9 protein-coding genes are annotated in these 12,667 nt (G+C 61.5%); 6 read left to right on the forward strand and 3 right to left on the reverse strand.

The window, feature by feature from the left end:
* The first annotated feature begins 189 nt into the window (after positions 1-189).
* The 5 genes from ACQKEK_RS02665 (at position 190) to wrbA (ending at position 3,723) form a co-directional block, all read left to right on the forward strand.
* On the forward strand, positions 190-555 hold the full coding sequence (locus ACQKEK_RS02665) for a CidA/LrgA family protein (RefSeq protein ID WP_499140940.1): 366 nt from the start codon (positions 190-192) through the stop codon (positions 553-555).
* Positions 552-1,262, forward strand: coding sequence for an LrgB family protein (locus ACQKEK_RS02670; RefSeq protein ID WP_499140941.1), 711 nt, complete (start codon positions 552-554; stop codon positions 1,260-1,262). Before ACQKEK_RS02665 ends, ACQKEK_RS02670 begins: the two co-directional genes overlap by 4 nt.
* Before the next feature lie 79 nt (positions 1,263-1,341).
* Positions 1,342-2,217, forward strand: coding sequence for an alpha/beta fold hydrolase (locus tag ACQKEK_RS02675; protein ID WP_499140942.1), 876 nt, complete (start codon positions 1,342-1,344; stop codon positions 2,215-2,217).
* Positions 2,218-2,368: 151 nt separating this feature from the next.
* Positions 2,369-3,067: a pirin family protein gene (locus tag ACQKEK_RS02680; protein ID WP_499140943.1), complete on the forward strand. Its 699-nt coding sequence runs from the start codon at positions 2,369-2,371 to the stop codon at positions 3,065-3,067.
* Positions 3,068-3,123: 56 nt separating this feature from the next.
* Entirely contained in the window at positions 3,124-3,723 is a 600-nt protein-coding gene (wrbA, locus tag ACQKEK_RS02685; protein WP_499140944.1) for an NAD(P)H:quinone oxidoreductase, read from the forward strand.
* Positions 3,724-3,773: 50 nt separating this feature from the next.
* On the opposite strand, the gene ACQKEK_RS02690 is transcribed toward wrbA, so the two are convergent.
* The 3 genes from ACQKEK_RS02690 to mfd are packed head-to-tail and all read right to left on the reverse strand — an operon-like array spanning position 3,774 to position 11,040.
* Positions 3,774-4,259: a GNAT family N-acetyltransferase gene (locus ACQKEK_RS02690; protein WP_499140945.1), complete on the reverse strand. Its 486-nt coding sequence runs from the start codon at positions 4,257-4,259 to the stop codon at positions 3,774-3,776.
* 10 nt (positions 4,260-4,269) lie between these two features.
* Positions 4,270-7,554 (reverse strand): DEAD/DEAH box helicase, encoded by a 3,285-nt coding sequence (locus ACQKEK_RS02695; protein WP_499140946.1) that lies wholly within the window; start codon positions 7,552-7,554, stop codon positions 4,270-4,272.
* Between the two features lie 39 nt (positions 7,555-7,593).
* Positions 7,594-11,040, reverse strand: a complete 3,447-nt coding sequence (mfd, locus tag ACQKEK_RS02700) for a transcription-repair coupling factor (RefSeq protein WP_499140947.1) — start codon at positions 11,038-11,040, stop codon at positions 7,594-7,596.
* A gap of 159 nt (positions 11,041-11,199) precedes the next feature.
* Between mfd and ACQKEK_RS02705 the strand changes: the two genes are divergently transcribed.
* Positions 11,200-12,651, forward strand: a complete 1,452-nt coding sequence (locus tag ACQKEK_RS02705) for a glyceraldehyde-3-phosphate dehydrogenase (RefSeq protein ID WP_046161987.1) — start codon at positions 11,200-11,202, stop codon at positions 12,649-12,651.
* Positions 12,652-12,667: the final 16 nt, after the last annotated feature.

Raw genomic sequence — 12,667 nt, forward strand, 5'->3', positions numbered from 1 at the left:
GTGCCTGCACCGTGCGACGCTAGGCCACAGTCCGCGCAATCAGCTGATGCGGTTTTTCCGTGCGCATCTGCACCTGTTTCGAGGCGAGCGAGGCAAGTCATAGTCGCTCGCGTGTGGCCGATGCGTGCTGTCAGCGGCCGTTCCCTGCATGATTACCCGTTCCGCTCAACCGTTTTGATAGGACCCTCAATGATTCTCAAAGGCCTGACCTGGCTGGTCGTACTGCAGCTGCTTGGCAGCGTCATCCATCTCTCGCTGCTGCCAGCGCTGCCCGGTCCTATCATCGGCATGGTGCTGCTGTTCGGGCTGCTGTTGCTGCGCCGCGGCATTCCCGAGCCGCTGGAAAAGACCGCCGCGCTGCTGCTGCAGTATCTGCCGTTGCTGTTGATCGTGCCGGCGGCGGGGATCATGACCAGCAGCGAGGCCTTGCTTGCAGACCTGCCGGCGATTGCCGCCGGGCTGGTGTTGTCGCTGGTGGTGACCGTGCCGTTCTGCGGCTGGTTGATGCAGCGGCTGATTCGGCGCATGGACCGCCGAAGGGAGGATCAGGCATGAGCGGCGTCGACTGGCATAGCGTTTGGACGCTGACCCTTGATCATCCGCTGTTCTCAGTGGCGCTGACGTTGATTGCCTTTCAACTGGCACTGGCGTTGTACCGACGCAGTGGTTGGCTGGTGTTGCAGCCGGTCATGATCGGCATGCTGCTGGTGGTTGGCACGCTTTACCTGTGTGGCATCGACTATGCGAGCTATCGCGCCGACGCCTCGATGATCGCCGTGCTGGTCGGTCCGGCGACCGTGGCGCTGGCCGTGCCGCTGTACCGCCATATCCGCCGCATCCAGCAGCTGTTCTGGCCGATCCTCATTACGCTGGTGTTTGGTGGTGTACTCGGCGTTGCGCTGACCCTGGCGATCGCCGGCGCGCTGGGTGCGGATCTGTCGGTGCTGATGAGCCTCTCGCCCAAGGCAGCGACCATGCCGATCGCGATGTTGGTGGCTGAACAGCTGGGTGGTCTGGCGTCTTTGGCAGCGGTATTCGTCATGCTCACCGGGGTCATCGGCACCGCGCTTGGGCCGCTGTTGCTGGGTTGGGCCGGCGTCGATCATCCGGCGGCACGAGGCTTGAGCTATGGCATCAACGCGCACGCCATCGGCACGGCGAGGGCGCTGGAGGAAGGTGACGAGTGCGGCGCATTCGCGGCGCTGGGGATGAGTCTGCTGGGCATTCTGATCGCATTGTTCCTGCCGCTGGTGCTGGGCTGAGGGTTTCTGTTGCATCGGCAGCTGTTGCGGTTGGCCCGGCTACGCCTAGGCTTAGGGCTCTTCCCTCAGGAGCAGTCCCATGTTCGAGCAGTTCCAGCGTAACGAGTGTGAGGTCAACGGCGTTCGGATCAACTATCGCAAGGGCGGCTCCGGTCCGCCTCTGCTCTTGCTGCACGGATACCCGCAGACGCACGTAATCTGGCACAAGGTGGCCGATCAGCTGGCTCAGCGCTTCACCGTTGTGGCGGCTGACCTGCGCGGTTACGGCGATAGCAGCAAGCCCGAAGGCGGCGAGGATCATATCGCCTACAGCAAGCGCGAGATGGCGCGCGACCAGGTGGAGCTGATGCGCGCGTTGGGCTTCGAGCGCTTCGACCTGCTCGCCCACGACCGCGGGGCGCGGGTCAGTCATCGGCTGGCCATGGATCACCCGCAGGCCGTGCGGCGGCTTATCCTGCTCGATATCGCGCCGACCCTGGCTATGTACAGTCAGACCGACGAAACCTTTGCTCGCGCCTACTGGCACTGGTTCTTCCTGATTCGTCCGTCGCCGCTGCCGGAAACGCTGCTCGAGGCCGACCCCGAAATGATCCTGCGCACCGCCGTGGCCACCCGCGCCGATCATGTGCATCCGTTCAGCGAGGGCGCGTTCGCCGAGTACCTGCGATGCATGAAGCTGCCCGGCACCGTTCATGCGTTCTGCGAGGACTATCGGGCCAGCGCCGGCATTGATCTCGACCATGACCGCGAAGACCGTGCCGCCAAGCGAATGATCGCCGCGCCGTTGCTGGTGCTGTGGGGTGCCAAGGGTGTGATCGAGCGTTGTTTCGATCCGCTTGAGGAATGGCGCGCGGTTGCGTCAGACGTTCAGGGCAAGGCCCTGCCAGCGGGGCACTATCTGCCGGAAGAAGTGCCCGAGCTGCTATTGGAAGAAGTGCTGGCGTTTCTCGCCTGAAATCGTCCATCGCGCGGCGGATATATCGATCATAGCGATAGGTTCGTACAGAAAAATCCAACCATGTAATCGGCGATTCAATAGAAGATCACCTCATTCCGTCACTCGGCGCGCCTGTCGCCGAGTCGGCCACCGTTTAGAGGCCTCTCAAATGATCGACATTCGCCCCCGCGCCGAGCTCGGCAGCGCTCAGCATGGTTGGTTAGATACCCGTCATCACTTTTCCTTCGCTGAATACCACGACCCGGCCCGCATGCACTGGGGACACTTACGGGTCTGGAATGACGACAGCATCGCACCGCATTCCGGCTTCCCGAGCCACCCGCATCGCGACATGGAAATCATCACCTACGTGCGCAAAGGCGCGATCACCCATGAGGACAGCCTCGGCAACCGCGGCCGAACCGTGGCGGGTGACGTCCAGGTGATGAGCGCCGGCACCGGCATCACCCACAGCGAATACAACCTGGAAGACGAGACCACCGAGATTTTCCAGATCTGGATCTACCCGGATCAGTCCGGCTTGCCACCGGCCTGGGGCACTCGGCCTTTCCCGGCCGGTGAGCGCGCCGGCAGCTTCGTTACCTTGGCCAGCGGGATGGCAGAGGACGGTGATGCCTTGTCCATTCGAGCCGACGCCCGCCTGGTTGCGGCGACACTTTCTGCCGGTCAGGTTGCCGAATACCAGATTGGCGCGGACCGGAAGGTTTACATGGTTGCGGCCAGCGGGCGTATCGAAGTCGCGGAGCGAATCGCGGCGGCAGGTGATGGGGTGGCAGTGCGAGATGAGAAGCAGCTGAGCATCAAGGCGTTGGAAGACAGTGAAATCGTGCTGGTCGACGTTCGCTGAACATATCGACTTCCACTACTCAAACCGGAACACAACCCAGGAAGAGGAAACTGAAAATGGTGAAGATTCTCGTGGTGTATCACTCAATGTATGGCCACATCGAAACCATGGCCAATGCAGTGGCCGAAGGTGCGCGTCGTGTCGAAGGCGCTGAAGTGACCATCAAGCGCGTGCCGGAAACTATGCCGCAAGAGGCTTTCAAGAGTGCCGGCGGCAAGGTCGACCAGCAGGCACCGGTCGCCAATCCGGCCGAGTTGGCCGATTACGACGCGATCATCTTTGGTACGCCGACTCGCTTCGGCAACATGTCCGGGCAGATGCGTACCTTCCTCGATCAGACCGGTGGGCTCTGGGCCAAGGGCGCGCTGCACGGCAAGGTTGCCAGCGTGTTTACTTCAACCGGCACCGGCGGCGGTCAAGAGATGACCATTACCTCGACCTGGACCACTCTGGCGCACCACGGAATGATCATCGTGCCCACCGGCTACGGTATCGGCGAGTTCTTCGACATTTCGGAAGTAAATGGCGGCACGCCGTACGGTGCCTCGACCATCGCTGGCGGTGACGGCTCGCGTCAACCTTCCAATAAAGAACTGACCATTGCCCGTTACCAGGGCGAGCTGGTGGCCCAGACCGCGGTCAAGCTGAAAGGCTGATCGGCCGCGAAGGTGCCGGGTGGCTTGGCTCGCCCGGCGTCCCGGCCCAATCAGCCGTATTGCAGCAACCCGTACATCAGCTCATCGACATAGCCGGTGTCGCTGGCACGTTTGTAGGCCGCCCGCTGAGTGCCTTCGTGAACGAAGCCCAGACGTTCGTAAAAGGTGATGGCGCGGGGATTGTCCGCTTCGACTGTCAGCTCGACACGCGTGATGCCCGCTCGCTGCAGCCGCGCAAGGGCGTCCTGCATCATTCCCATGGCGATACCTCGGCCTTGAGCTTCCGGCGCCACGGCCAAGGTTCCAAGGTAGGCGACATGGGCAGTACGACCGACGTGCCGCTGCGCCTTGTAGAAGCCCATTACTTCCCCATCGACTTCGTATACGTAGAAACAGCCACTCTCGAACAACGGGTCGAACACCTTGCCGAACGCCTCGCGCGTCATCGGATCGAAGCCCAGGAAGGGCACCACTGATTCGTGCATGTAGATGTCGTAGACCCGATCAAAATCGGTAGGCGCGACCAGTCGGCGCATATCCATCCTCCTAGGGCAGCGGCGCGAACAGCGCCTCGATATCACTCGGCTCCAGTTGCCAGCCACCTTGATCACCGGCATCCAGCACGCCTGCGGCCAGTTCGGCTTTGCGTTGCTGCAGTTGCTGGATCTTTTCTTCGACGGTAGTGCGAGCGATCAGCTTGTAGACAAACACCGGTTTGCTCTGGCCGATACGGTGCGCGCGGTCGGTGGCCTGGTTCTCCGCGGCCGGGTTCCACCAGGGATCGTAATGGATCACGGTGTCGGCAGCCGTCAGGTTCAGACCGGTGCCGCCAGCCTTGAGGCTGATCAGAAACAGTGGGACTTCCCCATTCTGGAACCGCTTGACGGGAGTGCGCCGATCCTTGGTTTCGCCGGTGATCTGTACATAGTCGATGGTGCGGCTCTGCAGCTCTTCTTCAATCAGCGAGAGCATCGAGGTGAACTGTGAAAACAGCAGAATTCGTCGGCCTTCGGCGAGCAGCTCGGTCAGCATCTCCATCAGGCTGTCGAGTTTGCCAGAGGTGCCGCCCCGGACTGGCCGGGCGACGTCGCCCTTGACCAGACGGAGATCGCAGCACACCTGACGCAGCTTGAGCAGGGCATCGAGGATGACGATCTGACTGCGCGCCAGGCCTTTGCGGTCGATCTCCTCGCGGACTTTGCTGTCCATCGCCAGTCGCACGGTTTCGTACAGGTCGCGCTGAGCCGGGCTGAGCTCGACCCAGTGCAAGATCTCGTTTTTGGGCGGCAACTCCTGCGCGACCTGTTCCTTGCGTCGCCTGAGCAGGAAAGGTTTTATTCGCTTGGTGAGGTGCTCGAGCCGATCGGCGTCGCCGTGTTTCTCGATAGGCGTGCGGTAATCCCGGGTGAATTGCTTGGTATCGCCGAGCCAACCGGGCATGAGGAAATGAAACAGCGACCAGAGCTCGCCCAGATGATTTTCCAACGGCGTGCCGGTGAGGCAGAGGCGCTGGCGGGCGTCCAGACGTCCGGCAGCTTGCGCGGCCTTGCTGCTGGCGTTCTTGATGTTCTGGGCTTCGTCGAGCACCAGCACATGCAGCGGGACGTCTGCGAGCAGGTCGATGTCTCTGGGCAGCAGCGCGTAGGTGGTGAGCAGCAGATCGTAGTCGGTCAGGTGCTGGTAGAGCTGTCGACGCGTCGTCCCGTGCAGGGTCGCCACTTTCAGCGATGGCGCGAAGCGGGCCGCTTCATCCTGCCAATTGGGGATGAGGGTAGTGGGCATCACCACAAGAGAGGGTCGGTCCAGCTTGCCCGCTTGCTTCTCCAGTAACAGGTGAGCAAGAGTCTGCAACGTTTTACCCAGACCCATATCGTCGCCCAGAATGCCGCCGACCTCGAGGGCTCGTAGCGTTTGCATCCAGCGCAGGCCGTCCAGCTGATAGGGGCGCAGTGTTGCATTCAGGTCCCGCGGTGGGCTGATGTCTTCTTTGCGGTAATCGCGCAGTCGCTGGGCGAAATCCCGTAAATGCTCGCCGCCATGCCATTGCAGTGGGAGCGAATCGAGCCCAGCCAGCCGGGCCGCATCGGTTCGCTCCAGTCGTAAGTTCTCGCCGTTTGGTTGCTCTTGAAGATAAAGCTCCGAGAGGGTGGCCAAGATGGGTTTCAGGCGATCGAAGGGCAGCAGCACTTGCAGCGGTTGGTCATCTTCTTCGCGGCGCCGATCGATCTGCACTCGCAGGGTTTCGTCGTCGCCGCGTTGTGCCAGGGCGTGCGCAGAGAGCAGGGCCGGATTGCGTCGGATCAGCCCGAGCAGGACCGGCAATAGACTTATTCGCTCACCTTCAACGATGATGCCGAGTTCCAGGTCGAACCAGCTGTGCTCGGGCGGCTCTTCGACGTCGACGTACCAGGCATCAATCGAGGTCAGATCGTAGGCGAAGCCGGGCTGCATGACGATCTGCCAGCCTTGCTCGCGCAGCGGGGTCAGTTGGGTTTGGGTGAAATTCAGCCAGGCCGCCTCGCTCGACAGCTCGAACATCTCGGCCGAATCCTTCGGCAATGCCTGACTCTGGCGCAGCGCTGGGCGAAAACCCAGTTGCTGCAACTGCTGACGCAGCGCCTGTTCCGCGTCTAGCCGGCGGGCGATGCTCAACACGCGAGCCCCTTCGGTCTGGCGTACGCGTTGGCCGGGCTTGGCTTTGCCGTGAACCTGGGTGTGGCCGTAGAGGAAAGTCAGCCCGGCACGATGCTGGTGCTCGCTCACCATGCGTCCGCTGCTGAGCTGGTAGTTGACCGACTGATGGCTGCCGAGGCTCAGGTGGGGCAGTGGAAGTAGGTCATCGACCTGATGTTCTACGGGCTTGGCGGGGGCCGGCAGCTGCGGGGCGATTTCATGCAGCGTCAGGCTGAACAGGGCGGCCTGGGCAGATGGAACCGCGGGTGCGTCGAGGAGGTGCCGAGCCAGTGGCATAGGCAGACCGTGATCGACCATGCCCATTTCGTTCCGGGCCCTGTCGACGTAGTACAGCGGGTCCACAGCTGTAAGCAGTTCGCCGTGGGGTTCGGCCATGTCCAATCCAGGCTGGAAACCCCCGTCGGTTTGCTCGTTCCAGTTGAAGCGTGCCTGCCGGGGCCGGCCGGGCTGCAGTGCGGGCTGATCCCAGCTGAGAAAGGCGCGACCGCTTTCGAGAATCAGGCGCAGGATTTCGCCGCCGTTCTCGCCGTTGGGCTTGAATCCATTGCCTGATGTGCGGCCCAGCGTTACCAGTGCGGCAATGCGCAAATCCAGCGGCTGCATGAAGGTCGGCTTGCGAAATCCGGCTTCACGCAATCCATAGTAGGGCTGTCGCTCGCCCCAGGTGCCGTCTTTGTGTTGACGCACCTTGTAGACCTCCACGGAGAAGTCAGGGCATAGCAGATAGTGCAGACACCAGCCTTGGCCAGTTTGCAGGTTGTCACCTAGCGCCTGTGGGAGCTGCGATAGCCATTGTTCCAGCCGGTCAGGGAAGCGCTCACCGGACTGCTCGCTCTGCTTGGCGGGCAGGCGCTCGGCTTGCGCTTCGAGGGACGCTATCAGGGCTACGCAATGCTTGCAGTTGAGGCCAACCGGACAGCTGCAGATGCAGCTGAGCCGGCCGTCGCGGGATAACTCCAGCGACTGACGATAGACGCTGCCAGCTGAACCGCGGCAGGTCGCTTCGACATACCGTGAATCCTCACGGACGATCCTGATGCGATTCTCCGCTGCGTACTGCAGGCCCCTGGCGATTGCGTTTTCGGAAAACGGTAATCGCCAGGCGGCGGGCAGGTTGGGGAGAAAGTCACCCTGCATCGGTGGATCGGGCGGGGAGTACAGGCGTCTTCGGCATCGTTACGGCTTTTCCACGGACAGACGTTCGAGCAATGCCTCAAGCGTGTTGAAGCGCTCTTCGGCACGCTCCATCGGCACCTGAAATTTGAACATCGTGGCGCCTTCGAACTTGTAACGGTTGGGCTGGCTCTGGATCAGTTTGATCAGCACCATCGGGTCGACGCTGGTATTCGCAGCGAACTCGATACGTCCTCCTTGAGGGCCGGCGTCGATCTTGGTGATGCCGAGGCTGGCCGCCTGCAGCTTAAGCAGGGTCAGCCTGACCAAGTGCTTGGCAGGTTCAGGCAGCAGACCGAAGCGATCGATCATCTCGACCTGCAGTTCACGCAGACCGTTCTCGTCGGCGGCGTTGGCGATGCGCTTGTAGAGGATCAGCCGCGCATGCACATCTGGTAGGTAGTCTTCCGGAATCAACGCCGGGACGCGCAGATTGATCTCTGGTCCGCCGCCCAGCGGTTGATCGAGGTTCGGCTGTTCACCTTTCTGGATGGATTTGACCGCACGTTCGAGCATCTCCATATAGAGCGTGAAACCGACCGCTTGAATCTGCCCGCTCTGGCCATCGCCGAGCAGCTCGCCCGCGCCGCGAATCTCCAGATCGTGGGTAGCGAGGACGAAGCCTGCTCCGAGATCCTGCGCGTTGGCGATGGCTTCCAGGCGCTTCTCGGCGTCTGGGGTCATGGCCTTGCGTGGTGGCGTCAGCAGATAGGCGTAGGCCTGGTGGTGGCTGCGTCCAACGCGTCCCCGCAGCTGATGCAGCTGGGCCAGGCCGAACTTGTCGGCACGTTCGATGATGATGGTGTTGGCGCTCGGTACGTCGATGCCCGTCTCGATGATGGTCGAGGCGATCAGCACGTTAAAGCGCTTGTGGTAGAAGTCGCCCATCACCTGTTCGAGTTCGCGTTCGCGCATCTGGCCGTGGCCTACGCCAATGCGGGCTTCCGGCACCAGTTCGGCAAGATCGGCGGCGCATTTCTCGATCGTCTTCACGTCGTTGTGCAGGTAATAGACCTGGCCACCGCGCAACAGCTCACGCAGCAGCGCTTCCTTGATCACAGAGTTCTGCTGCTCCATGACGAAGGTGCGCACCGACAGCCGGCGCGCAGGCGGCGTGGCGATGATGGAGAGGTCGCGCATGCCGGCGACGGCCATGTTCAAAGTCCGAGGAATCGGTGTGGCGGTCAGGGTGAGGATGTCCACCTCGCTGCGCAGCGCTTTGAGCTGTTCCTTCTGGCGCACCCCGAAGCGGTGTTCCTCGTCGATGATCACCAGCCCAAGGTTGGTGAACTTGACGTCGTCCTGCAGCAGTTTGTGCGTACCGATGAGAATGTCGACCTTGCCTTCGGCCAGCTCCTGCACAGCAGCCTGGATCTCCTTGGCCGATTTGAAACGGCTCATCACCTCGACGCGAACCGGCCAATCGGCGAAACGGTCGCGGAAGCTGTTGTAGTGCTGCTGGGCAAGTAGAGTGGTTGGCACCAGCACTGCCACCTGACGGCCACTGTGCACCGCGATGAAGGCGGCGCGCATGGCCACTTCGGTCTTGCCGAAGCCCACATCGCCGCAAATCAGGCGGTCCATGGGGCGGGGCGCGAGCATGTCGTTGCGAACCGCTTCAATAGCGGCCAGCTGATCTGGAGTCTCCTCGAACGGAAAGCCAGCGCTGAACGTCTCGTAGTCGAGCTGCGGGTCTTCGAACGCATGGCCTTCACGTGCAGCGCGGCGGGCATAGATGTCGAGCAACTCAGCGGCGACATCTCGGACCTGCTCGGCCGCTTTGCGCTTGGCCTTCTGCCAGGTTTCCGAGCCCAGGCGGTGCAGCGGCGCCAGTGCATCGTCGCTGCCGGTGTAACGAGCAATCAGGTGCAGGCTGGAGACCGGCACGTAGAGCTTGGCCTCTTCGGCGTACTGCAGCATCAGGAACTCGGCGGCCTGACCTTCGATCTCCAAGGTGACCAAGCCGTGATAACGGCCGACACCGTGGTCGATGTGAACCACCGGCGCGCCTTCGCGCAGTTCGGTGAGGTTCTTGATGACGTTCTCGCCGGCATCACGACCTTTTTCACGCCGGCGGCGTTGCATGATTCGCTGGCCGAACAGCGGGTTTTCGGCGATCAGCGCCAGGGCCGGGTCTTGCAGCAGCAAGCCGTCGTCGAGCGGGGCGATGGTGATCGCTAGACGCTCGCCGCTTTCAACGAACTGCGGCCAGCCAGCAACTTCCTGCGGACGCAGCTTCAGCCGAGCGAGCAGCTCGAGCAGAACCTCGCGACGCCCAGCCGATTCGGCGGTGAACAGTACGCGGCCTGGAAATTCGTCGAGAAAGCGTCGCAATGCACCCAAGGGTTCAGGTGCCTTGGCGTCGATCGCAAGCTCAGGGAAGCGGCTGGCTGGAAAGCGCTCGCGGCCGATGCCGGTTTCTACATCGTCCTGGCTGGCCACGATCCGCGGCCAGAGTTTCAGATGCGCAAAGCAGTCTTCGACCGCCATGAACAGCTCGGCGGGTGGCAGCAATGGGCGCTCAGGGTCGACGCGACGCTCTTCGTAGCGAGTACGGACGTCTTTCCAAAAGTGCTCCGCAGCCTGCTCGATTCCCGGCAGCGAGAACACCTGGGTGTCTCCCGGCAGATAATCGAACAGCGTCGAGGTCTCGTCGAAGAACAGCGGCAGGTAGTACTCGATACCGGCCGGCGTGATCCCCGTGGATAGATCCTGGTAAACCGGGCAGCGGCGGAAATCCACGTCGAAGCGCTCACGGAAGCGTGCGCGGAAGCCGGTGACCGACTCCTTCTTCAGCGGGAACTCGCGTGCCGGCAGCAAACGGATCGACTCGACTTTATCTATGGAACGCTGATTCTCTGGATCGAAGGTGCGCAGCGTTTCGATTTCGTCGTCGAACAGGTCGATGCGGTAGGGCAGGGGGCTGCCCATCGGGAACAGGTCGATCAGCGCGCCGCGGACTGCGAACTCGCCGTGTTCGTAGACTGTATCGACACAGCGATAGCCGGCCGCTTCAAGGCGCGCCCGCATCTGCTCGACATCAAGCTTCTGGCCGACATCCAGTACCAGGCTGGATCCGAGCAAGAATCGCTTCGGAGCAAGTTTGTGTAGCGCTGTGGTGATCGGGACTACCAGAACGCCGTGCGTCAGCTCCGGCAGCTGATAGAGCGCTGCAATCCGCTGGGAGATGATGTCCTGATGCGGCGAAAACACGTCATAGGGCAGCGTCTCCCAGTCGGGGAAGTGCAGAACCGGCAGGCCAGGCGCGAAGAAGGCGAGCTCTTCCTGCAGGCGTTCGGCGCTCTGACTGTCGGCGGTAAGAAGGAGAGTGAATCGATCTGCGTTGCTGGCTGCTTCGGCAATGGCCAGGCTCAGCGCGGCACCAGGAAGGTTGCCCCAGGTTTGCTTGCCGCTGGCGGCAGGCATGGGCGGAAGGCGCAATACGGACACGAGTGGGCGTGGCTCCGGTCGATAAAAATGGACCGCCCGGATTGTAACTATCCGCGCGGGACGCTGTCAGTGTTTCGGCTGCACAGATTGCCGGCGCTAGGGTGCGGCGGCATAATGTAGCCCTTTTTCTCAGCCCCTACATGTTGGAAGGAACTGCCCGTGACTCAGAAGCCCGACCAGTGTCTTGGTGAATGGATTGATCGAGAAGCCCTCGCCGAAGCGATGATTCCGCTGATTGGTCAGCTGTATCGTAACAACAACGTGGTGACTTCCATCTACGGCCGGGGGTTGATCAACCGTTCGGTCATTGCTCTGCTCAAAGCGCATCGTTTCGCTCGTCACCGTCAGGCTGACGAAGCCGAGCTGTCCGTCAACGAAACCCATCAGATCCTCACGACCATGAGTCAGATGGACCTTGGCGCCGCTTCGGTGGATCTGGGCAAAGTCGTAGCCAAGTTCAAGGCCGAGGGCAACGGCCGCAGCCTTGATCAGTTCGTGCGTGACGAACTCGCTGAAGTTGCTGGCAAGCGCAACACCACGGGCGTCCATAAGGGCACCGACGTCGTGCTCTATGGCTTCGGCCGGATTGGTCGCTTGCTCGCCCGCATTCTGATCGAGAAGACAGGCGGCGGTGATGGCCTCCGTCTGCGCGCGATCGTCGTGCGCAAGGGTGCTGAAAACGACCTGGTCAAACGCGCCAGCCTGCTGCGTCGCGATTCGGTTCATGGTCCGTTTGAAGGCACTATTCACATCGATGCCGAAAACAACACCATCACCGCCAACGGCAATCTGATTCAAGTGATCTATTCGAACGATCCGGCCTCGGTGGATTACACCCAGTATGGAATCGAAAACGCTCTGCTGGTCGATAACACCGGCAAGTGGCGCGATGCCGAGGGCCTCAGCCAGCACCTCAAGTGCCCAGGTGTTGCCCGCGTTGTGCTGACTGCGCCAGGCAAGGGCGAGCTGAAGAACATCGTTCACGGCATCAACCATGGCGAAATCACGGCCGACGACAAGATCGTCTCCGCTGCCTCCTGCACCACCAACGCGATCGTGCCGGTGCTTAAAGCAGTCAATGACCAGTACGGCATCGTCAACGGTCATGTCGAAACTGTGCATTCGTACACCAACGACCAGAACCTGATCGACAACTTCCATAAAGGCAGTCGCCGTGGCCGTAGTGCTGCGCTGAACATGGTCATCACCGAGACGGGTGCTGCTACGGCTGCCGCCAAGGCGCTGCCCGTACTGAAAGGCAAGCTGACAGGTAACGCCATTCGCGTGCCGACGCCGAACGTCTCGATGGCGATTCTGAATCTGAACTTGGAAAAGGCGACGAACCGCGAAGAGATCAATGAGTATCTGCGCCAGATGGCCATGCACTCGGATCTTCAGAAGCAGATCGACTTCGTCAATTCGCAGGAGGTTGTTTCAAGCGATTTCGTAGGTTCTCGTCACGCAGGTGTTGTCGATGCCGAGGCGACGATTTGCAGCGATAACCGAGTCGTGCTTTATGTCTGGTATGACAACGAGTTCGGATATAGCTGCCAGGTAGTGCGTGTAATGGAAGATATGGCCGGCGTTAACCCGCCTGCTTTCCCGCGCTGACGGGCGGCTTTTGCTG

It is taken from the genome of Pseudomonas sp. NPDC077408 (genome assembly GCF_050269105.1).
In the GTDB taxonomy this organism is placed as follows: Bacteria; Pseudomonadota; Gammaproteobacteria; order Pseudomonadales; family Pseudomonadaceae; genus Stutzerimonas.

What these genes read in the sequence shown, in the direction of transcription:
- ACQKEK_RS02665 (WP_499140940.1), top strand. Translation starts at nt 190, where the DNA reads ATGATTCTCAAAGGCCTGACCTGGCTGGTCGTACTGCAGCTGCTTGGC.
- ACQKEK_RS02670 (WP_499140941.1), top strand. Translation starts at nt 552, where the DNA reads ATGAGCGGCGTCGACTGGCATAGCGTTTGGACGCTGACCCTTGATCAT.
- ACQKEK_RS02675 (WP_499140942.1), top strand. Translation starts at nt 1,342, where the DNA reads ATGTTCGAGCAGTTCCAGCGTAACGAGTGTGAGGTCAACGGCGTTCGG.
- ACQKEK_RS02680 (WP_499140943.1), top strand. Translation starts at nt 2,369, where the DNA reads ATGATCGACATTCGCCCCCGCGCCGAGCTCGGCAGCGCTCAGCATGGT.
- wrbA (WP_499140944.1), top strand. Translation starts at nt 3,124, where the DNA reads ATGGTGAAGATTCTCGTGGTGTATCACTCAATGTATGGCCACATCGAA.
- ACQKEK_RS02690 (WP_499140945.1), bottom strand. Translation starts at nt 4,259, where the DNA reads ATGCGCCGACTGGTCGCGCCTACCGATTTTGATCGGGTCTACGACATC.
- ACQKEK_RS02695 (WP_499140946.1), bottom strand. Translation starts at nt 7,554, where the DNA reads ATGCAGGGTGACTTTCTCCCCAACCTGCCCGCCGCCTGGCGATTACCG.